This window comes from Micromonospora olivasterospora (assembly GCF_007830265.1).
Taxonomy (GTDB): Bacteria; Actinomycetota; Actinomycetes; order Mycobacteriales; family Micromonosporaceae; genus Micromonospora; species Micromonospora olivasterospora.
The window spans coordinates 3,214,082-3,235,436 of record NZ_VLKE01000001.1; the positions used below are offsets into that span (position 1 = coordinate 3,214,082).

General features: G+C 68.4%; 16 protein-coding genes. 7 read left to right on the forward strand and 9 right to left on the reverse strand.

The window, feature by feature from the left end; translation table 11 throughout:
- Positions 1-4 precede the first annotated feature (4 nt).
- The 3 genes from JD77_RS14705 to JD77_RS14715 all read left to right on the forward strand — a co-directional run bounded on the left by JD77_RS14705 (position 5) and on the right by JD77_RS14715 (position 4,628).
- Positions 5-1,285: an MFS transporter gene (locus JD77_RS14705; protein ID WP_145774903.1), complete on the forward strand. Its 1,281-nt coding sequence runs from the start codon at positions 5-7 to the stop codon at positions 1,283-1,285.
- Between the two features lie 341 nt (positions 1,286-1,626).
- On the forward strand, positions 1,627-3,582 hold the full coding sequence (locus tag JD77_RS14710; protein WP_145774904.1) for an AfsR/SARP family transcriptional regulator: 1,956 nt from the start codon (positions 1,627-1,629) through the stop codon (positions 3,580-3,582).
- Positions 3,573-4,628, forward strand: a complete 1,056-nt coding sequence (locus JD77_RS14715) for a tetratricopeptide repeat protein (protein ID WP_145774905.1) — start codon at positions 3,573-3,575, stop codon at positions 4,626-4,628. Before JD77_RS14710 ends, JD77_RS14715 begins: the two co-directional genes overlap by 10 nt.
- Here the strand turns inward: JD77_RS14715 and JD77_RS14720 are convergent.
- Positions 4,588-5,433: a helix-turn-helix transcriptional regulator gene (locus JD77_RS14720; protein WP_145774906.1), complete on the reverse strand. Its 846-nt coding sequence runs from the start codon at positions 5,431-5,433 to the stop codon at positions 4,588-4,590. The two genes, JD77_RS14715 and JD77_RS14720, sit on opposite strands and share 41 nt — an antisense overlap.
- 243 nt (positions 5,434-5,676) lie before the next feature.
- Here JD77_RS14720 and JD77_RS14725 point away from each other — a divergent pair, with 243 nt between their 5' ends.
- From JD77_RS14725 to JD77_RS14735, 3 genes are read left to right on the forward strand one after another with little or no spacing between them, the layout of a single operon-like run.
- Positions 5,677-8,832, forward strand: coding sequence for a non-ribosomal peptide synthetase (locus JD77_RS14725; protein WP_145774907.1), 3,156 nt, complete (start codon positions 5,677-5,679; stop codon positions 8,830-8,832).
- Positions 8,822-9,649, forward strand: a complete 828-nt coding sequence (locus JD77_RS14730; protein WP_145774908.1) for a thioesterase domain-containing protein — start codon at positions 8,822-8,824, stop codon at positions 9,647-9,649. Before JD77_RS14725 ends, JD77_RS14730 begins: the two co-directional genes overlap by 11 nt.
- Entirely contained in the window at positions 9,646-10,923 is a 1,278-nt protein-coding gene (locus tag JD77_RS14735; protein WP_211372565.1) for an MFS transporter, read from the forward strand. Before JD77_RS14730 ends, JD77_RS14735 begins: the two co-directional genes overlap by 4 nt.
- Before the next feature lie 26 nt (positions 10,924-10,949).
- Here the strand turns inward: JD77_RS14735 and JD77_RS14740 are convergent, their stop codons facing one another.
- The 8 genes from JD77_RS14740 to JD77_RS14775 form a co-directional block, all read right to left on the reverse strand.
- Positions 10,950-11,783: an SDR family oxidoreductase gene (locus tag JD77_RS14740; RefSeq protein WP_211372566.1), complete on the reverse strand. Its 834-nt coding sequence runs from the start codon at positions 11,781-11,783 to the stop codon at positions 10,950-10,952.
- Positions 11,784-11,845: 62 nt separating this feature from the next.
- Positions 11,846-12,283 carry a DUF2000 domain-containing protein gene (locus tag JD77_RS14745; protein WP_145774910.1) on the reverse strand — a complete coding sequence of 146 codons (438 nt, stop codon included), beginning with the start codon at positions 12,281-12,283 and terminating at the stop codon, positions 11,846-11,848.
- 168 nt (positions 12,284-12,451) lie between these two features.
- Positions 12,452-13,927 carry a PqqD family protein gene (locus JD77_RS14750; protein WP_145774911.1) on the reverse strand — a complete coding sequence of 492 codons (1,476 nt, stop codon included), beginning with the start codon at positions 13,925-13,927 and terminating at the stop codon, positions 12,452-12,454.
- A 117-nt stretch (positions 13,928-14,044) separates the two neighbouring features.
- Positions 14,045-14,734 carry a thioesterase II family protein gene (locus tag JD77_RS14755; RefSeq protein WP_170286446.1) on the reverse strand — a complete coding sequence of 230 codons (690 nt, stop codon included), beginning with the start codon at positions 14,732-14,734 and terminating at the stop codon, positions 14,045-14,047.
- A gap of 41 nt (positions 14,735-14,775) precedes the next feature.
- Positions 14,776-16,542 (reverse strand): asparagine synthase (glutamine-hydrolyzing), encoded by a 1,767-nt coding sequence (gene asnB, locus JD77_RS14760; RefSeq protein WP_211372567.1) that lies wholly within the window; start codon positions 16,540-16,542, stop codon positions 14,776-14,778.
- A gap of 14 nt (positions 16,543-16,556) precedes the next feature.
- A complete protein-coding gene (locus JD77_RS14765; protein WP_211372568.1) occupies positions 16,557-18,257 on the reverse strand; it encodes a non-ribosomal peptide synthetase in 1,701 nt (566 codons plus the stop codon).
- A gap of 34 nt (positions 18,258-18,291) precedes the next feature.
- Positions 18,292-19,128: a fumarylacetoacetate hydrolase family protein gene (locus JD77_RS14770; protein ID WP_211372569.1), complete on the reverse strand. Its 837-nt coding sequence runs from the start codon at positions 19,126-19,128 to the stop codon at positions 18,292-18,294.
- Positions 19,125-20,180 carry a beta/alpha barrel domain-containing protein gene (locus JD77_RS14775; RefSeq protein WP_145777593.1) on the reverse strand — a complete coding sequence of 352 codons (1,056 nt, stop codon included), beginning with the start codon at positions 20,178-20,180 and terminating at the stop codon, positions 19,125-19,127. Before JD77_RS14775 ends, JD77_RS14770 begins: the two co-directional genes overlap by 4 nt.
- Positions 20,181-20,838: 658 nt before the next feature.
- Here JD77_RS14775 and JD77_RS14780 point away from each other — a divergent pair.
- The gene (locus JD77_RS14780; protein ID WP_145774914.1) at positions 20,839-21,348 is read left to right on the forward strand and encodes a hypothetical protein; all 510 of its coding nucleotides are present in this window, start codon (positions 20,839-20,841) and stop codon (positions 21,346-21,348) included.
- Positions 21,349-21,355 lie beyond the last annotated feature (7 nt).

Sequence of the window (21,355 nt, forward strand, 5' to 3'; positions counted from 1 at the left end):
CAGGGTGCAGGCGAAGCTGAACACGATGTTCCAGTCACTGCGTGTCCGTAACTACCGGCTTTTCGCGTCCGGGCAGCTGATCAAACTGATCGGCGTCTGGATGATGTTCATCGCCCAGGACTGGCTCGTCCTTCAGCTCTCGGACGACTCCGCCACCGCGCTCGGCGTCGTCACCGCGCTCCAGTTCACCCCGGTGCTGCTGCTCACCCTGATCTCCGGGCGGCTCGCCGACCGGTACGACAAGCGTCTGCTGCTGTTCGTCGCCAACGCGTTCTGGACCGTGCTCGCGTTCGGGATGAGCCTGCTGGTGCTCACCGGGCTGGTCCAGCTCTGGCACGTGTTCGTCTTCGCCGCCCTGCTGGGCGTGGCCAACGCGGTGGAGACCCCGGTCCGGCAGGCGTTCGTCTCCGAGCTGGTCGGCACCGCCCTGCTGCCCAACGCGCTCTCGCTGAACGCGGCCGTGTTCAACTGCGCCCGGATCGTCGGCCCGGCCTTCGCCGGCCTGGCCATCGCCGCGGTGGACGTCGGCCCGGTCTTCCTGTTCTCGGCGGTCAGCTCGCTGGGCCCGCTGGCCAACGTGGTCCGGATGCGCGCGTCCGAGCTGCACCGCCCGGAGCTCCCGCCGCTCGCCGAGCGGGGCTCGGCCCGGGTGGTCGACGGGCTGCGCTACGTCGCCCGCCGCCCCGACCTGCTGCTGCCGATGGCGGTCATGTCGGTGATCGGGATGAGCCTGTTCAACTTCCAGCTCACCCTCGCCGCGCTGGCCAAGACCGTGTTCAACACCGGTGCGGCGTCGTTCGGCCTGTTCAGCACGGCCCTCGCCGTCGGCGCGCTGGGCGGGGCGCTGGCCGGTACCGGACGCCGCGCCCGCCCGTCGGTCTGGGTGGTGCTCGGCGCCGCGGTCGGTTGCGCCGTCTTCGGCACCCTGGTCGGGCTCGCCCCGGCGTACTGGATGGTGGTGGCGCTGCTGCTGCCCGCCGGCTTCTTCATGGTGTTCTTCGCCCAGGCCGCCAACCAGCGGGTCCAGCTCGGCACGGACGCCGCCTTCCGGGGCCGGGTGATGGCGCTGTGGGTGCTCGTCTTCCTCGGCACCAACCCGGTCGGCGCGCCGCTGATCGGCTGGGTCGCCGAGACGTTCGGCGCCGGGGCGAGCATCTGGATCGGCGGGCTGATCTCCCTGGCCACCGCGCTGCTCGCGCTCACCTGGCAGCTGCGCCGCGCCGGAGCCCGGCTCCGGCTGCGGATGCTCCCGATGCCCCGCTTCTACGTCGTCTCGCCCGAGTGAAGGAGAAGGCCCCTTGTCGCCCGTGCCATTAGGCGATGCATATTGCGGGCGCCGGGAATTCCATTGGACGCCGGCCTGAGGGTGTCCGGCCAGCGGTGATCCGATCAATACGACACCGATCGACGTGTGACATCGAACCGGATCCGCGATAGCCGTCTCTTATACCATCACCGCGGCGCGACCGTAATCCAGGACACGTTACGCATTCCAAGCTCATCCTTTGAGTGGCTCTTGCCGTCGGAACCACGGCGGGACACAATTGGCCGTCGATCTGCGTCGCCAGGGTGGACCGCGTTTGGTTGCAGGAGGGGTGCGGCATATATATCAGGCTGCTCGGACCGATGACTGCAAGCGTGGGGGACCGCCATGTGGAACTCGGTCCAGCACAGCAGCGGGCTGTATTGGCGGCGCTGCTTGTCGATGCCGGCAGGCCGGTCCCGCTGGAGGAGTTGGCGGCCCGGATCTGGGACCGACCGCCAAAGGGGGTGCGCAGCGCGCTGTACGCCCACGTGTCACGGCTTCGCGGGCTGCTGGCCGACACGGCGTCGAAGCAGGTTGGCCTGGAACGGCTGGGGACGGGTTATGCGCTGCACATGCCCCGCGACTGTGTAGACATACTGCGCTTCCAGGACCTCGTCAGGGAGGGCGGCGGAGCGGACGTCCCGCAGCACCGCCGCGCGACGGTCCTCGGCGAGGCGTTGCGCTTGTGGCATGGGACCCCGCTGACCGACCTGGACACCATGTGGGCCGGCAATGTCCGGCACTCCTGGGAAATCCAGCGGACCACCGCTGCGGCGATGTGGGCGGCGACCGAACTCGACCTCGGGCGACCGGAAGCGGTGATCTCCCAGCTGACCATGATGATTCCCTCCCGGCCCCTCGCCGAATCACTCGTCCATGAATTGATGCGCGCCCTTTACATCACCGGCCGTACGGCCGAAGCCCTGGACTGGTTCGATCGCACGCGCAAGCATCTGGCCCAGGAACTGGGCTCCGATCCCGGCAAATCGCTGCAGGACCTGCACATGGCCATTCTGCTGGGCACCGCCGACGGGCGACGCCGACCGGCAGACGACAAGCCGGCCACGCGGCCGCAGGCCGCGTTACCGGCCCAGCTACCCGCCTATGCCCCCGGGTTCACCGGACGCGCCGATCATTTTCGGCGTCTGAACCAGCTTCTCGACTCCGGACAGCGGACAATCGTGATCTCCGGCGCGGCCGGCGCCGGCAAGACGACCCTCGCGGCGCACTGGGCTCAGCACGTCCGGGATCGGTTTCCCGACGGCCAGCTATACGTCAACCTGCACGGCTTCTCCGGCCAGATGCAGTTGCAGCCGGCAGAGGTGCTTGCGCGGTTCCTGCAGGCACTGGGCGTGCCGCAACAGGAGGTGCCGATCGACGTCGACGACGCCGCGGCCCTGTTCCGGTCGATCGCCGCCGACAAGCGGATCCTCGTGTTGTTGGACAACGCAGCCTCCGCCGACCAGGTCAGACCCCTGCTGCTCGGCTCGGCGCGCTGCCTGGTCCTGGTGACCAGTCGCAATCGCCTGAGCCGGCTGGTGGCGCGGGACGGGGCACGGCGGGTCAGTCTCGACATCATGACCGAGCCCGAGGCGGTCGAGCTGCTGTCCGGTCTGCTCGGCGACGACTGCGCGGTCGACGACCAGGCGCTGCGTGACCTCGCAGCCGCCTGCGGCGGCCTTCCGCTCGCGCTGCGGATCAGCGCGGCGCGCTTGTCGGACCGGCCGAACCAGCGGCTTTCCGACTTCGTCAAGGCGCTGTATGCCGGGGACCGGCTGACCGCGCTGGCCGCGACCGACGACGACCAGATCGCCGTGCAGGCGGCGTTCGACCTGTCCTACCAGGCGCTACCCGAGACGGCCCGCCGGCTGTTCAGCCTGGTCGGTTCGTTCGCGGGCCCGGACTTCGCCACCGGCGCTGTCGCGGCGCTCACCGGCCTATCCAACGAGGACGCCGACCGGGTTCTGGACCAACTCGCCGCGATGCACATGATCCAGCCCGTCGCGGACAACCGGTACACGTTCCACGACCTGTTGCGGCTCTACGCACAACGGCGCTGCGCGGCGGAGGTCGGCGAGGTCGAGCGGCGCCAGGCCCTCCGCCGGCTCTGCGACTTCTACCTGACGGTCATCGACGCCGCCGCCAGGATCCTGTATCCGCAGGTCTTTCGGCTGCCGATGCCCCCGATCGCCAGGAGAACGTACCGATCACCTTCACCGACCACCGCCGGGCGAAAGCCTGGCTGGACGAGGAGCGAGGGAACCTGGTGGCCGTAGCGCAACGCGCCATGGCCGACGGCTCGTACGAACCAGCCTGGCTGATCGCGGACTGGCTACGCGGCTATCTCGGGATCCAGCAGCCGTTCCGGGACTGGTTCGTGCTGGCCGAAACGGGCCTGGCCGCGGCGGCGATCAGCGGTGACCTGCTCGGGCAGGCCGCCGCGCACCACAACCTCGCCCAGGCGTGCCACAGCATGAGCCGGTTCGAGGAGGCGCTCGAACACCTGGCCAAGGCCAGAGCCCTGAGCGCGGAGGGCAACTGGCTCGAAGGGCATACCGCGGCGTTGTGCAACCTCGGCGTCGTATACGCCGACGTCGGCAAGCTGGGGGAGGCCCTGGAGAAGTTCACCCAGTCCCTGGAGGACAACCAGCGGGCGGGGAGCCTGGTGGGCACCGCGGTGAACCTGGAGAACCTCGGCGACGTCCACCGGCTGATGCACAGCCTGGACGAGGCCGTCGGCTGTTACAAGGCCGCGCACGCGTTGTACACGGAGATCGGCTCACCACCGGGGCAGGCGAGCACCCTGACGAGCCTGGGCGGTGTCTACCACGCCCTAGGCGACCCGGCCGCTGCGGCCTATCACGCCGAACGCGGTCTGGCGATGCACTGCGAGAGCGGCAACCAACTGGGCCAGGCGACCGCGTTGGCCGAACTGGCGCGGATCCAGTGCGCCGCCGGCCGAGTGGAGGCGGCGACCGAGTCCGCCCGGGCCGCCGTCGACATCAGCCGCGAGTTCGGCGACCACCGTGCCAAGGCCGACGCGCACACTGCGCTCGCTGGCGCCCTCGACGTCGGGATGCGCGGCGACGAGGCGTTGCGGCAGTACGAGATCGCGCACGCGATCGCGTCCGCGGCCCGGATCCCGTACCAGGAGACGCTGGCGGCACTGGGGCTGATCAAGATAAGGGCCGACTGGGGTAGCTCCGCGGAGCGGACACTGGCCGAGAAGTCGCTCCGGACCGCGCGGCAAGCCGGGTTCCGCGGCCTGGAGCACAAGGCGCTCAGTCTGCTGGCGGAGTTCGACGTGGACGAGGTCGAGTAACGCCGTGGCTCAGCCGCGCGAAGTACGCGGGGCTGACCCCCACCAGCTGCTTGAAGTGCCGGCACAGATGCGACTGGTCATAGAATCCGGCCGCCGTCGCCACGTCGGCCGGCGGAATCCCGGCGAGGAGCAGCCGCCGGGCGTGCTCCACCCGGCGGCCTGTGAGGTAACGGTGCGGTGGCAGGCCGTACTCCCTGCGGAACGCCCGGATCAGGTGGACCGGGTGCGCCTGGAGCAGATCGGCGGCCTCGTCGAGCCGTACGCCCTCGGCGGTGTGCTCGTCCAGCAACTCGCGTAAACGACGGGCCAGCCCTGGTTCGCGACGTACGCGCGGTTCGGTGGATCCGCCGCCCAGGTGGGCGCGCAGCCGCTCACCGATCAGGGCCAACCGACAGTGCGCCTCCAGGGTCTCGCCCCCCTCGGCGAGCAGGTCGTGCAACTGACCGACCCGGGTCCGCAACAGTGGATCACGCAGGTCGGGATGGCCGGCGGCCGGACCGACCAGGGTGTCGTCCAGCAGGGTCCGGTCCAGGTACAGCACGCGTTTGCGCAGGCCCTCGGGTGCGGCGACACGCCCGTCGTGCGGCAGGTACGGCGGCAGCAAAGTGATCGTGGCGCCGCAGGCGGTGTGTTCCCGATGGTCCAGCTGGTAACGCACCGCACCCCCGTCGATGATCAACAAAGTCCACGCGTCGTGCGTGTGTACGGGGTATTCGTGCCTGGCATATTCGGCGTGGAAGACCTCGATGATCCCCGCCACCGGCGGCTGCCAGGCCGCGACGGTGGTGTCAGACGGAAGCCTCATCCGCTGGTCCCTGTGTCGTGCCGCCGCAAGGCGCGTACGGCTGTTCAAAGCGTCGACGATACCGGAGCAACGCTTGCAAGGACCCTTCGGCGGCGTGCGAAGCCCCGGCGAGGGAGGCTGGCCGACCAGGTTAGGAACGTCCAATAAGAATCCCCCGCCGGCTGGACATACTCACGGCCAGCCGCCGCAGGATTGGGAGCAAACGCCATGACCATCAACCATGCTTCGATGCCCCCTGGGCGCATGCCGCTGTCCGTGGGCCAGGAACAGTTGTGGTTTCTCGATCAGATGGTGCCTGGCCTGCCGACGTACAACGTCGCGACGGCGCACCGGATCCGGGGACCGCTGGACGTCGTCGCGTTGCAAGCGGCCCTGACGGCGCTCGTCGCCCGTCACGAGGTGCTGCGGGGCAGGGTGTCGGGCGGGGACGGCACGCCGACGATGGTGATCGCGCCGGTGTCGACGGTGCCGCTTCCCGTGGACGACCTGGAGGCCGAGCCCGCGGAGACGCGCGAGGAACGGCTGCGTGAGGCCCTGGCCGCACACGCCGCCGCGCCGTTCGATCTCGCCGCCGGGCCGCTGCACCGCTTCACGCTGTTCCGGCTCGGTTCCCAGGAGCACGTGCTGTCCCAGGTCTTCCACCACATCGTGACCGACGGCTGGTCCACCAGCCTGCTGCTGGCGCAGCTTCCCGACGCCTACGACACCGCGCTGCGCGGCGAGCCGGTGCCCACCGAGACGCCGTACGGCAGTTTCGGGGACTATGCCGCGCGCCAGCGTGACAAGCTGCTCACCGGTGGGCTGGACGACCAGCTGCGGTACTGGGAGAAGCAGCTCGACGGGCTGCCTCCGCTGGAGTTGCCCAGCGACCGGCCGCGACCGGCCGAGCCGAGCTTCTCCGCGGCCTCGCTCAAGATGGACCTGCCCGCGAACGTCCTGATGGCGGCGCGCCAGCTGGCCGAGAACGAGCACGTCTCGCTGTTCATGGTGCTGGCGACCGCGCTCACCGTGGTGCTGTCCTCCTACACCGGTGAGCAGGACGTCCCGATCGGTACGGCCGCGTTGGGCCGCAGCGATCCCGATCTGGAGGATGTGGTCGGCTACTTCACCAACATGGTGGTGCTGCGGGCCAGCCTGGCCGGCGATCCCTCGTTCGACGAACTGCTGGCCCAGCTCGCCGACACGATGCTCGACGCCTACGACAACCAGGACGTCCCGTTCGAGCGGGTGGTCGACCGAGTCCGTCCGCACCGCGACCCGGGCCGTAACCCGTTGTTCGGCGTGTGCGTGCAGCTGTTGAGTGAGCGCACCTCCGGAACCGTCCTCGACCTGCCCCACCTGGACGTCGCACCGATGGACCCCCCGGCGCTCGGTGCGCGCTTCGACCTGTCCCTGACCTTCGTGGAGTCGCAGGACCGGCTGCGGCTCTTCGTCGAGTACGCGACAGACCTCTTCGACGCCTGGCGGATCGAGGCCTTCGTCGGTCACCTGGAGCGGGCCCTCACCGCCGCGTGCGCCCAGCCGAGCCTGCGGGTCTCGGAGCTTCCGATCCTCAGCGACGACGAGTGTGCCGCCCTGCTGGCTGCCGGTACCGGCGAGATGCTGGCCCACCGTGCCGAGCCGGTCCACGCCGCGATCGCCAGACGGGCCCAGGAGCAGCCGGACCACATCGCGGCCGTGTACGGGGGCACGAGCCTGACCTACCTGGAGCTGGACCGTAAGGCGGCCTCGGTGGCCGCCTACCTGCGCGGCCGCGGTGTAACGCACGAGCAGATCGTGGCCGTGGCGATGGAACGCGACCTCAACGCGCTGGTCGCGCTGCTCGGCGTCCTGAAGGCGGGGGCCGCGTTCGCTATCCTGGACCCGACCCACCCGGCCGACCGCCTGGAGTACCTCCTGCGGGACACCGCGGCGTCGATCGTGCTGACGCAGAGCCGGCTGCGGGACCGTATCCCCGAGGCGCAGTCCCGGTCGGTCGTGGAGGTCGACGCGGAGTGGGACGCGATCGCGGCGGCGGGAGTCGATTCCACGTCGTGGGAGGAATGGGCGGGGCGCGACTCGCTCGCGTACGTCATCTACACCTCGGGCTCGACGGGCCAACCCAAGGGTGTCCTGATCGAGCACCGGGCGCTCCAGTCCTTCATCGCCTCCTACCGGCGCGTCTTCGACCTCGGGCCGCACGACCGGATGTTGCAGTTGGCCGCGCTGGCGTTCGACATGTCGCAGGGCGAGATCTTCGCGGGCCTCACCGCCGGTGCCACGTTGATCCTGGTCGACAAGGAAGCCGGGTCTGCGCCCGACGCGCTCGCGGCGCTGATGCGCGCGCAGCAGGTCAGCTACATCTGCATGTCGCCCACCATGCTCGCGCTGGTCGAGAGCGGGCCGTACCCGCATCTGCGCAAGATCATGGCCGGCGGTGAGGCGGTGACCGCCGAGACGGTCAACAAGTGGAACCTGCCCGGCCGCCAGCTGATCAACTGTTACGGACCGACCGAGGCCGCCGTCGGCTGCACCTCATACGAGTGCCCGCACCGCCCGGCTCGCACCGCGCCGCCGATCGGCGCGCCGTTCACCGACCGCCGGATGTACGTGGTCGACGCCGCCGGACGGTTGGCGCCCCGGGGCGTGGCCGGCGAACTTCTGATCGGCGGCGTAGAGGGGCTGGCCCGGGGCTACCTGAACCAGCCGGAGCTGACGGCTGCGGCGTTCGTCGAGGACCCGTTCCACCCCGGTGGCCGGGTCTACCGCAGCGGTGACATCGTCCGGTGGACCCACGACTACCAATTGGAGTTCCTGGGCCGTCGTGACGGCCAGGTGAAGCTGCGCGGACTGCGAATCGAGCTCGAGGAGATCGAATCGGCGCTCATCGCACACCAGGATGTCGGCGTCGCCGCGGTCGCGCTGCGGCCGGACCGTCGTGGCGACAACCAACTCGTCGGCTACGCCTCGCCGGCCGGCAAGCGGATCCCCGACCCGGCCGACCTGCGCGCTCACCTGGCGCAGCAGTTACCCGAGTACATGATTCCCACGGCCTGGGTGATCATGGACCGGCTGCCGATGACCACGGCGCGTAAGGTCGACCGGAAGGCCCTGCCGGATCCGGTGCTGGCCGACCCGGCCGACGAGTACGTCGCTCCGGCGACCGAGACCGAGGAGGCCGTCGCCGGCATCTATGCCGCCGTGCTGGACGTGGAGCGGGTCAGCGCCACCGCGGCGTTCTTCGCGGTCGGTGGCAACTCGTTGCAGGCGATGCGTGTGGTCAGCCGACTGGACAAGGTGTTCGGCGTCAAGGTGCGGCTGCGCACGATGTTCGCGGACGCAACGGTACGGGTGATCGCGGCCGAGGTGGACCGCCTGCTGGCGGCACGCGCCGGGACGGTGCCGGGCAATGCTTCCTGACGTCCTCGTACCGCTTGGTGCCGACGGCGACGGGCCGCCGCTGTACTGCGTACACTCCGCCACCGGGTCCTGCTACACCTACCTGGCTCTCGCCGGGGCGCTCGACCACCGGCCGGTGGTCGGGATCGAAGCCGTCGGCTACGACGGCGACGAGGTGGTGCCGGCCAGCTTGGCCGATCTCGCGGACCACTACGCCCAAGTGGTCGACGCGGACCGCAAGGGTCGGCCGGTGTGCCTGCTCGGCTGGTCGATGGGCGGCGTCGTGGCCCTGGAGATGGCCGAGCGGCTGCGGGCGCTGGGCTGCCTGGTTCCGTTGGTCGTGCTCGTCGACGCCCGGGTGCCGGAAGAGGAGCCCATGCCGGCGGACCGGCTGATACGCGCCCGATTCGTGGCCGCCTTCGCGCCCGGCGCCCTCGGTGACATCAGCGCCCGGAGCACGGAGACGCTGCGGGTCTGGGCGGAGAACGGGTCCGGGGAGGACGGCTGGGAGCCGCTACGTGCCCGCGGCTGGCTCCCGGACGAGTTGGACTCCGAAACGTTGAACCGTCGCTTCGAGGTCTTCCGTAACAACGTGCGGGCGTTGAACCAGCATCGGGTCGCGCCCGGCCATCCGGGCCCCGTGTTGGTGATCAAGGCGAAGGACTCGCCGCCGGAGAGCCGACGGTGGTCGGAGCTGGCCGACGACGTTCGCGAGGTGACGGTGCCGGGCGACCACCACTCGCTGTGGCATGACGCCGGCCTGTCGGAACTCACCCGGAGCATCCGGGACGCGCTGCGGCAGGTGTCCGCGACCCGGGCGCGGGGGTATGCATCGTGACCACGCAGGACACAGCCGTTGCCAGGACCAGACCGAGCCTGTGGCACAACAGCGACTTCCTCAAGTTCTGGTCCGGCGAGACGCTGTCGCTGTTCGGTACCCAGATCACCGTACTCGCGCTGCCGCTGACCGCTGTGATCACGCTGAACGCGCAGCCCGAGGAACTGGGTATCCTGCGCTTCCTGCAGATGGTGCCGTACCTGCTGTTCGGTCCACTGTTCGGGGTGTGGGTCGACCGGCACCGGCGGCTACCAGCGATGATCAGCGCGAACGTCACCCGCATGATCCTGATTGGGCTCGTCCCGCTGCTGGCGGCGTTCGACGCGCTGAACGTCCCGCTGCTCCTGGCGATCACCTTCGGGGTGGGCATGGCGGCCGTGCTGTTCGACGTCAGCTGGATGTCCTTCGTACCCACTCTGGTTCGGGAGCCCGAATACCTGGTCGAGGCGAACGCCAAACTGACCACCACGGCCGCGACGGCCGATGCCGCCGGTCCCGGCGTGGCGGGTTCGCTGGTCAACCTGCTGACGGCTCCGGTCGCGATCGCCGCGAACGCCGTCACCTTCCTCGGCTCGGTGCTGTCCCTCCTGCTGATCCGCACCCGCGAGCCGGTGCCGAGCACACCGGCCAAGCGGCGGCCCGGCACGGAGCTGGTGGAAGGGCTGCGCTTCGTCGTGGGGAACCAGTACGTCCGATGGGTTGCCGTGGTCGGCGGCATGGCGAACTTCTTCATGTCGGCCACCCAACCCATGTTCATCCTCTACGCGGTGCGCATCCGGGACGTTCCACCCTCCGTGCTTGGTCTGATGCTGACGATCGGTGCGTGCGGCGGCATCCTGGGTGGCTTGATGTCCCAGCGTCTGTTGAGCCGGCTGCGACTCGGCTACGTCTACGCCGGTGGCCTGATCATGGCCTTCGTTCCGTCGCTGCTGCTGCCGGCGGCCTCCGGCCCGGCTTGGGTGGTCTACGCACTGTTCACCGCCGCGTGGTTCCTGGCCTTCGTCGGGCTCAGCATCGTCAACATCCTGATCATGAGCCTTCGGCAGACGGTCACACCACCGGCGATAATGGGCCGGATGAACGCCGCGGTGCGTGCCGTCATGTTCGGCCTCGGCGCACTTGGCGGCCCGATCGCCGGGGCGATCGCGGCACAGGCCGGGGTACGGGGCGCGCTGTGGGTGTCCACGTCCGCCAGCGCCCTGTTCGTGCTCAGTGTGCTGGTCTCACCGGTCAGCAGGCTCAGAACGATGCCGCCGCCCGTCGGGACCGACTGACCTGGCCCCGGCGGAGGCCGCCGGCGTCAGAGGCTGCGGACGAGGCCGCCGTCGCAGCGCAGAGCCGTCCCGGTGATGTACGACGCCGGCCCGCTGCAGAGGAACGCGGCGGCCGCGGCGAATTCGGCGGGACGCCCGTAGCGTCCGGCCGGGATCGTCGCGACAGACGCTTGCTCGACCTCGGCGACGCTACGGCCCGAGCGTTCCGCGTTCGCGGCGTCGACCGCGGCGGTCCGATCGGTCCTGATGCGACCCGGCAGCAGGAGGTTCACGGTCACGCCGTCGGCGGCGACCTCCGCGGCCAGCGTCTTCAGGTAACCGGCGAGCGCGGCTCGCCCGAGGTTCGACAGCGCGAGGTTGGGCAGTGGAGCGGTGACGCCGCTGGAGCCGACCGCCAGGATTCGGCCCCAGCCGCCCGCCCGCATGGCCGGCAATGCCTGCGAGACCAGCCGGATGTGCTGGCGCAGCAGCCCCCCGAGCGCGACGTCCACGTCATCGGTATCGATGGCTGTCGCCGGAGCGGGTCGGGGGCCTGGACCGTTGAGCACGAGAATGTCCGGTGGGCCGAAAGCGTCCACCGTTGCCGAGACGAGCTCGGCCGGGCCGTTTTCGCTGAGGAGATCCACGTCGACCCCGATGGCACTGGGAAGACTTGCGGCGATTTCCTTGGCCCGGCCCGCCCGGCGGCCACAGATCACCGTGTTCGCGCCCTCTTCGGCCAGCGTCCGCGCGATCGCCTCACCGAGGCCACCGGTCGACGCGCAGACCAATGCGGTACGCCCCGAAAGACCGAGGTTCATTACCCATCTCCCGAAGAATTCGAGGTACGCGGGCGCGGCCATGATCGGTTGCGCCCGCACCGTTCGACTCGATCAGGGCGCGGCTACGGAAGGCGTCACCGCTGGATGTGACGCCTCGGCCGTCATCGGTACATCGACGCGCCCTTGACCACCTTGTCCACCTGGTTCTTGGGCCCGTAGAGGGCCAGCCCCACCAGGTCCAGCTTCGCGGTGGCCACCGCCCGAACCGCCGCCCGGTTGTCCACGTCGTTACCGGTCGCGAACAGGTCCGCAGTAAAGATCGACAGCGGAATGCCGCGGGTCAGCGCGCGGCCGTGCACGGTGGTGAGCACCTCCGCGCTCCCACCGAGCACCAGTACCGGCTGGCGGAACATCGGCAGGTAGGTCACCCCATCCGCATCGCGGTAGTCCTCCCCGAGGATTTCCGGATTCGCGTGCGGCAGACCGCTGACCAAGAATGCCGTGACATTGACTGCCTGCCAGCTTTCGAGGTTGTCCCGAAGGACCACGACAATCTTGTTCTGGTGCCGTACGGGCGCATCGGCCTGTTCGTTTTCCATGGCCGTCCATCCTACTCGCTTAACCGAGCGCGCCGACATGACGGCCCGAGGTTCGCCCGGCGGTTCCGAGATCCTGAGACAGGACCCACCGGGCAGCCTCGGCGTCATGAACCACATTCACGCTGTGCGTGGTCGACGGTGGTCAAGGTTGTCGCCGACCAACCGGTTCTAGCGGCCGGCGACCCGGTCGATAACCTCGTCCCCCTCGGGATTGCGCTTCGCGGTGATCACCTTTTGGTGCGGGTCGGTGGACATGACCTGCTGGAATACCGGCGCCTGCGCGGAGATATCCGTTCTGGGCGACCACAGCGGGCCGTCATGGAGGATCCGCAGATCGGTGATGCTCAGCCCGCTGATACGTTCCAGGCGGGCGGCCAGTTCCCCGTCCTCCGCGCCCGCCAGGAGTCGGCGGATCCGGTCCTCGTCCAGCAGCAGCCCCGGATGCTCGCCAGCCAGGAAATCGTGCAGGTTGGCCGCGCGTCCGGCAAAGGGGGAGTACACCATGCAGATCATCTGCGTCGTGGTCAGCCCGAACGCGTCCTCCGCGTACTGGGCCGCGATCTTACGCATCGACTCGACACCGGCACTGGTGGCGTAGCGATCCCGCATCTGCTCGATCAGGTGCTGCGGGAAGTGCTTACGCTCCATCAGGCCCAACGCGAAGTCGACGTACTGGGCGATCCCCTCGTCATAGGTCCGCTTGTACGCACGCTCCGTCCGCAGCCCCCGTAGGTGGGCCATGAGCGCCGGGTTCGCGCAGTCGGATTCGGTGAAGTTGAATGCGATCTCGTCGAAGACGAATCCGAGAAAGTCCGTCAGGAGTTGCCAGTGCGCCCCCGAGGCGTAGCTCGTGTAGTCGTAGATCGAGAAGAACTTCAACATGGCGGGGACGTCCACCGTCACCCCGCGTTCCTGGATCCGCTCCACGTTGTCGGTGCCGTGGATCTCCTGGAAGTACGCCCGCGCGAGCCCGTTGAGCGTCTCCAGCGTGCCCTTGAACCCCTTCCCGCCGCCGTCGGCGGGCTTCAGGCCGGCGTCCCGGGCCAGCTTGCGGATCCACAGCGCATAGTCACGCTGTTCGCGGGGAGAGTCCCCCGTGATGATCAGGTCCACGCCGTCGCCGTGCCGGGCCAGTACGCCGAAGGAGTTCGCCACGTTGAGGTTGCATGCGTTGCAGAACGCGGCCCGCCCGTCGCCGTAGGCCCGGTGGCCGGACATCAGCATGTCGATCCGGTTGAACTCGAGGAGCCGGTACGGCATGCTGCGGTCCCGCTCGAAGGGGCGAACCTGGTCGCCCTCCACCAGCAGCAGTTCGACATTCGGATCGTCATAGAGACCGAGCGCCTGATAGGTGCGGTCGATGTTCAGCATCACCTGGTACGGCATGCCACCATGACGCATGGTCGCGATCCGTAACCGGAAGGTCTCGCCGTATCGCTCCGCGAGCGCCAGGTGGACCGCGCGCACGAACGCCACCGCATACGCGCTGTCCTTGCCGCCGCCGTAGGCGACCATCACGAGGTTCTTTCCCAGCTCGTCCTGTCGGGGCAGGGCGTCGTAGAGGGTGGTGGCGCAGCGCTCGACCGCCGGCACATCCTGCTCCGGCAGCGCCTTTCGTAATTCGTCCAGCACAGAAGGGCTCATCTGATACTCCTTGCCTCACGATTTTGACCAGCCGCAGCGAAATTCAGCCGGTCGGGCCGCCTCGATGGGGCCCGCTCCGGGTAGGGCTGGTGTCCGTCAACGGGCGGAACGGACCCGTCACTCTCGGGCGACTTCCACCCCCGAGCCGATCTCACGCAGCCACGAGATGAACTCGGAGCCGTGCAGAACGTGCGAGTGGCCGCCCACGAAGACCCGGTAGGTGAATTCACCGGACGTGGTGGGCCGCCAGGCCCTGATTCCGTCCGTGGTCGCCAGCTGATCCCCGTCGCCGCGGGCGGCGCGGATCGGGGAGCGCAGTCGCGGGTATGTCGATGGCACAAATTCCCTGAGCAGCCGGAGATCCTGCATGGCCAGGTCGAGGGTGGCATCCCGCCAGTCGTCGGAGACATCCGCGTCCGGAGCGAGGTCCGCCAGGTAGACGGCGAGGTCCGACCGGCTCCGCGTGACCGTTTCGGGCACCGCGAGCAGGCTCGGCGCGGTCGCGCCGACGACCACCAGGGAGACGACCCCCGTCCCGACTTCCTCCAGCCGCGCCGCCACCGCGTACGCGACGTACGCGCCGAAACTGTGTCCGACGAGTACGGGCCGATTCGGCTTCCGGCGGACGATCTGGGCAACGCAATACTTGACGACTGCGGTGAACGACTCGGCCGGCTTGCCGAAATCTCGGCCGAACCGACCGGGGTAGTGAGCCAGCCACGCCGAGGGTTGGAACTCTCGGACCACGGCCCGAAGTTCGCCGCCGAACGAACCGGCGCCCGGGAAGACGATGAGGTCGAGGCTCACAGGCGCATCGCTTCCTCCCGCGGTCTGAGCTCGCCGGGGGTTCACAGCCGGAGCCCCAGTTCATCCATCACCATGGCGATGCTGATGGCACTGAGCCGGAAGTCCCATTTCTCCGACTGGGTTGTCCGCGGGTCCGCGTCGAGACAGTCCTCGGCGAAGACGCCCGAGGCGGCGACCAGGTCGCGCCAACTGGCCCACGTCCGCGCGTCCATGCCCGACCGCAGGTCGTACGCGGTGAATCCGTGCTTGCCGCGCCGCAGAACCGATTCGGGGACTATCCCCTGATAGGCCGTTCTCAGGCACGACTTGCCCTCGAAGTCGACCACCTTGGCGTCGTCCTCGGTTCGCAGGGCGAGTGAGACGACCGAGTTCCCGAGGAAGGGGTATCGTCCCTCGATCGAATTGGCCATCAGCATCGAGTCGCCGTGGTCGCCGAGCAGGTGGCCGGACAGTTGGACGTACACGTCGGCGATGGAGCGCAGTTGCATCGCCGAGAGCTGTTCCACCTCCTCGTCGGTGAACGGGATGAGCCGCGACCGCCAGAACTCGTTGCCGGCGACCGCGTCGCGTGCCTCAGGCGTGAGGTACGCGTTCCGCCGTCGCTCCACCCGCCGCCAGTCGACCTCCCAGCCGAACTCTGCCCGTCCCCATGCCTGCTCGTTCTCGGCTCGGGAACTGCGGCTGGACCTTGCCGCGCTGTCGAAGGCGTAGGAGTCGTAGCCGAAGAACAGTTCGTCCGCGCCCTCCCCGGCGACGACCCCCTTGATGCCGTCGGCTCGGACGGCGTCGGCCAGCATCATGGCGGCCACGTTGTACGTCTCACGCTGGGGATAGCAGCAATGCCGGACCATCCGCTCGAACTTCGATGTGATGTCGGTCTGCCGGCAACGGATCCGCTCGTGTTTGCTCCCGACGAGCTCGGCCACTTCGGTCTGGAAGCGGCCCTCGTCCAGTTCCCGTTCGTCGAACACCACGGAGTACGTCCGCACGGGCCGGTCGAGCAACGCGGCCGACTCCATGACGATCGCCGTCGAGTCGAATCCTCCGCTCAGGTACGCGCCGATCTCCACGTCGGCCCTCAGCCGATCGCGGGTCGACTGGCGCAGCCCATCGCGAAGCGCTTCGGCGGACACCGGCTCCGTGCCGGTCCAGAACTCGCCGTAGCGCCAGTAGCGCAGGGTCTCCGGCTCACCGGCGCCAAACCGTACGGCGCAACCGGGCGGAACGGCCGCCACGCCGGCCACGAGGGTCTGCGGGGCGACGACGTTGCCCAGCGAGAGGTACTGGTCGACGCCACCGATGTTCAGCTTCCAGTTGTTCGCGACACAGAGCACGAGCGGCTTGATCTCCGAACAGAAGTGAACCGTCGATCCGGCGACCGTGTAGTACATCGGGCAGATCCCGAATCGGTCCCTGGCCAGATACAGCGCGTTCTCGGCACGGTCGAGGATGACGCTGGCGAACTGCCCATCCACCAGGCCGAGCCCGTCAACGCCGTACTGCGCGACGAGTTCCGGGATCACCGCCACATCGACACCGTTTCGCTGCCGGTCCTGGCCCACCCTCGCCCGCAACGCCCGCGCGTTGTAGACCTCGCCGTTCGTCATCGCCACGTAACGGCCACCGCGGTCCTCCGCCGGCTGCCACCCGTCGACGAGGCCGGTCATGCCGAGGCGACCGAGCTTCGCACAGATCGTCTCGGTGTTCAGTGAATAGGTTTCATCAGGCCCGCGGTGGACCAGCCGGGAATGCATGGCGGCGGCGATGCCGCGATCAAGCCGACCGTCCGGGGCGAACGTGCCACACACACCGCACACCGTGATCACACACCCTGGTCCGGCAGTTGGGCGACGAGCGCCTTCAGGTTTTCCGCGCGCAGGACGTCCCGGACACCGACGTCCATCCAGCCGAGCTGCTTCAACGTGCCCACCAGCTGCACCGTGGAGGCCGAGTCACCGCCGACCTCGAAGAAGTTGTCGTCGAGGCTGACGTCAGCCGTTCCGGTGAGGCGGCGTACCGCGCCGAGAACCCGATCCGCGGGGGAGTCGTCGCGACCCGCCGGCGCCCCGCGACGACGGCTCGCCCGGAGCGCACTCCGGTCGACCTTGCCGTTGCGCGTGTAGGGCATCCTTTCGATCTGCAGGATCACCGAGGGGACCTTGTAGGAGTCCAGGACCCGCTCCAGGTGCGCGCGGACATCACGAGGAGTGGCGGCACCCAGGTAGTAGCAGACCAGGGCATCGGCGTCGGACGTATCCGCGTCTTCGTGGGACTCGGCGGTCACCACGGCCTCCTCGACCCCGCTGAGGCGACAGGCCGCACTCTCGATCTCGCCGGGATCGAGGCGGTAACCACGGACCTTCATCTGCCGATCCAGTCGTTCGACGTAGAAGATCTGCCCGCCACGAAGTTCGACGATGTCACCGGTTCGATAGACACGGTCGCCGTCGTCACCGACGAAGAGTCGGGTGCCATGGGGCGCCAGGTAGCCCAAGGCAACGCAGTCGCCAGTCATCACCAGTTCCCCGCGGGTCCCTGCCGAGCCGATGGGTGTGGCCTCAGCCGCCTCCGGCAACGGGGCGAGCTGGTAACCGCCCTCGCCCACCAACTCGCCGAGCGGGACCGAGTCGGCACAGTCGTCCGGGTCCAGCGCGCCGCTGAGGAAGTTGCAGATCGTGGTTTCGGTTGTCCCGTAGGCGTTGTGGAACGCCGCGACCGACGACCACTTCCGGACCACCGCCTGGCGGCATGCTCCCCCGCCATTGATCACGTGTCGCAAGCTCATGGCTCGGGTCGGCGCGGTCGCCGTCAGTGCGAACGGGGTGGTCTTCACGTGGGTGACATGGAACCTCTCCAGCGTGTTCTGTAGCGCCGGCCCCGGACCGAGGTGTTCCTCGTCCAGGACCACAAGGCACGCGCCGGAGGTCAGCGTCCAGAGGATCTCGGTGATGCAACCATCGAAGGTCAGGCGCGCGAACTGCAACGTGCGGGACGTCGTGTCCAGTGCCAGGCGTTCGGCATGGTCGCGGATCACCCGCCCCAGTGGGTCGACGCGTACCAGCACGCACTTGGGCTCGCCGGTGGAGCCCGACGTGTAGATCGCATAGCCGATCCGGTCGGAGGCGGCGAACGGTTGCTTCCAGGGTGGCCTGATCCGGTCTTCCGCGGCACCCCGCCACTGGGCCGGCACCTCGCCGAGCACCGGCGCGTCCGAGCGTGCCGGGGTCCTGGCCAGCGTGGCGATCCCGAGCATATTGATCTTGACAGAGTACGACGCGCTGTCGCGTGGATCGATGAACAAGAACGGGCGGCCGGCCTTCAGTGCGCCGACCATGGCGACGATCGAGCCCGGCGTCCGCGTAGCCTCGATGCCGATGAACTCACCGGGCGCGGTACTCGATTCGAGTTGTGCGATGAAGTCACTGACCTGCTCGCCGAAGCGCCGGTAGCTGATGACCCCGTTTGCGGTCGCGATGGCATCGCACTCGGGATGGGCGCGTACGGCGTTGTCGATGTCAGACACTACGGAAATGTGATTCATGGACGAGTACCCACCCTTAAGCCACGGTGTGAGAAAGAGTGCCCACGCCTTCGACGACGGCTTCGATCGAGTCGCCGGAGCGGATGACGGCGGCGCCCGGAGTTCCCGTGCAGATGACAGTCCCGGCGGATATGGTCCGCCCTGCGGTGAAATACTCGACCAGGTAGCCCAGGTCGTACTTCATGTCGGACGTGAGTGCGGTGGCGACGACTTCGCCGTTACGGACGGTCGACACACGGATCGACTTCAGGCTCACGTCGTCGAACTCGTCCAGGGTCACCAACTGCGGACCCACGCTGCAGAACGTGTCGAACCCCTTGGCCCAGGGAATGTACCGGGGGTTCTCGCGGATGACGTCTTCCGCGGTCATGTCGAGCACTGCGGTGACCCCCGCGACGACCGACCGCCAGGAGTCGCGCGGCACGTTCTTGCAGTCCCTGCCGATGACCAGGCCCAGCTCGGCCTCGGCGGTCACCCTCCCGCTCTGCGTCGGCAGCTCGATCTGTTGGCCGTTGCCAATGAGGCAGCCACTTGGCCGCAGATACGATCCGGGCCCGGAAACGGGCTGCTCGGCGTCCAGATCCCGAGAATGACCCCAGTAGTTCAGGCCGGCGCCCCAGATGTCGGCGCCGTCGATGACAGTCGCGGCCCCGTCCAGCCGGATGTCGACCTGCCCGGTGGCCGGCAGGCGGTCGACCAGGCGGGCAAGCTCCTCCCTGCGGGAAGAGCCGAGCAGGTCCGCGAACCGGGCCGGTGTCTCGAACCCTTCGACCTCCGACAGCGAGACCCAACTCTCGCCGCGGCTGACGAAGACCTGGTGGCCGTCGGGCGTCAGGAATCTGGCGAGTCTCACTGCGTGCCTCCGAAAAGCGCGTCGGCCATGGGGCTGTTCCCGGTCATCGCGGCGCGCTGTGCGATAAGCTGCGCCGCCGCACGGATGTCGTTCTTGCCGACGCTGTGCTCGGCCAACTCGACAGCAGTCGCCATCAGGTATCCCGGGTCGAGGTAGAACTCCTCGCAGATCTCCTCGATGAGCGGGAAGAACCCGGAGTGCACGCCGATCACGCCGCCGAGGACCTGGAGGTTCCGATTGTCCGGCCGCGCATCCAGACCGCCGCGGGAGAACTCCGCGAGCTTCGCCAACTTCTGGTAGGAGTAGACGTCGTCGCCGACCATGCTCAAGATTCCGGCCAACGACTCGGTCTCCGCATTGCCGGCGCCTCGGCCGATGCCCGCCAAGGTGCCGTCGATGATGGCCGCACCGGAATCGAGCGCGGCCAGACTGTTGGCGTTCGCCATGCCGAGGTTGTCGTGGCCGTGAAATCCAACCACGGAGCAGCACTGCTTGGCGGCTTCGATATAGCGACCAATGTCGCCCGGAAGCATCGAACCGTAGGAGTCAACGATGTACAACCCGGCGATTTCCTGAGGAATGCCGTCCAGCAGGCTGGGCATACGATCGACTGAGGTGGCGCTCGACTTCATCAGGTTGAGATACACCTGGCCGCAGATCTCGATAGCACGCTTGATGTAGTCGAGATTCTCCGGAACCTGCTCGGCGGGCATGCCGATGCGCACGAACGACATTCCCTGATCGCACAGGTCGCGGAGGGTCGAGAGTTGACTGAATTCCGGCTGCGCAAACATGCCCCATTCGGAGGATGCCAACTCCGCGCGCGCGATCTCGCACCATCTCTTGAGATCGATGTTGCAGGGGCGGATTCCTGCCCTTTCAGCCTCGAAGCCGACGCCGTGTCCGATCTCGATCTTCGTGATCGGCGTTTCGTCCATGCGGTTGAGCAGGTCGACGACAAATTTCTCGTCGAGTTGGAAATCGACGACGTATGACCCTTCGCGCAGAGTTGTGTCGAGGACCTCAACTAGTAGGGACCGTGCTGCCAGCATGCTCACTCTCCGAACTTGGACGGCTAGGAACTCGCGGTCGCAACGCTGCTCCGGAGTGCCCAGTTACGGCAGTCAACGTGGATCGGCAACGTCCTGGTGGTCTCAGGGTCGCATCAGGAAATCCATTCCAGAATTCTGGATCTGCCGGGAAATGCGCACCGCTGTAGTCTTGCGGCGTGAGCTTGGCGGAACCTTGTCGCCATCTTGCCCAATGCACTCCTGCTCGGATATCCGTGGCACTGGGCGGACTTGCCGCCCCCATCCTGAATTTTCCTTGTCGATACGCTTTTCGCGTTCATCGCGTTCGATGCCCGTTCCCGGCGTCGGTGGATGCTTCCGCCGCGCCGGGAGCGACAGGCGTTGACGGGCCAGCTCGGCCCAGTGCGGCGGGTGATCCCGCGGGTTGGGATAGGCCGTTGGTGCGGGGTGTCCCGATGGTGATGGTCTGCCAGCGCAGGGGCGGCTGAGCGTGAAGCGGTGTGGCGGTAGGCGGCCGGATGGTCGGCGGTGGAACCTGGTGCGGGTCGGGTCTGATCGCCCGAATGTTTCGCACCTGGTACATGCTGCGTGGTACGTCGTATCCGTTGCTCCGCGAACAGCCGGCATGAATATCGCGGAACGGTGGCGGTGAGGACACGCCAGGGCTTAGCGTCAATGCGTGGAGGTGGGCCGCGGGGTGCTGCTAGCGCTGGCGATCACCGGTGTGGCGAGCCTGCCGGTGCTGTTCGCGCTGGTCTTCTGCGCCGACGAGATCATCGACCGGCTCGCCTGCGGGTACGCCGAGTGGCGCGAGCGGCGCCGCGAACGCCGTACCATCGCCCGGCTGGACCGGGCCGTCGAGGCCGACGCGCTCACCCGGAACGTCGACCTCAGCGAGTTCGACCGGCCCGGCCGCCGCTCCCTCCAGCAGATCGCCGCCGACCTGCGCCGCTTCGGCGGTCACCGGGTCAACCAGGGCGGCCGGGCCGTCATCTGGCACCCGGCCGTCCTCGACGCGTACGACCGGCACCTGCGGGCGGCCTGCCGCTGCCTGGGGCTGGCGGAGCACCTGGGCGAGCTGGAGGGCGTCGATCGGGAGATCGAACGGGTGCGGGTCGAGGGGCTGCTGGATGCGGCCGGGCTCACCCTGCCGGCCGCCCGGGCACCGCGCCGCCAGCGGCACCGCTGAGCGGCGT

Bases quoted from the DNA above. Each gene is read 5' to 3' on its own strand.
- JD77_RS14745 (WP_145774910.1), bottom strand. From the start codon at position 12,283: ATGGAAAACGAACAGGCCGATGCGCCCGTACGGCACCAGAACAAGATT.
- JD77_RS14750 (WP_145774911.1), bottom strand. From the start codon at position 13,927: ATGAGCCCTTCTGTGCTGGACGAATTACGAAAGGCGCTGCCGGAGCAG.
- JD77_RS14725 (WP_145774907.1), top strand. From the start codon at position 5,677: ATGCCGCTGTCCGTGGGCCAGGAACAGTTGTGGTTTCTCGATCAGATG.
- JD77_RS14775 (WP_145777593.1), bottom strand. From the start codon at position 20,180: ATGCTGGCAGCACGGTCCCTACTAGTTGAGGTCCTCGACACAACTCTG.
- JD77_RS14730 (WP_145774908.1), top strand. From the start codon at position 8,822: ATGCTTCCTGACGTCCTCGTACCGCTTGGTGCCGACGGCGACGGGCCG.
- JD77_RS14720 (WP_145774906.1), bottom strand. From the start codon at position 5,433: ATGAGGCTTCCGTCTGACACCACCGTCGCGGCCTGGCAGCCGCCGGTG.
- JD77_RS14710 (WP_145774904.1), top strand. From the start codon at position 1,627: ATGACTGCAAGCGTGGGGGACCGCCATGTGGAACTCGGTCCAGCACAG.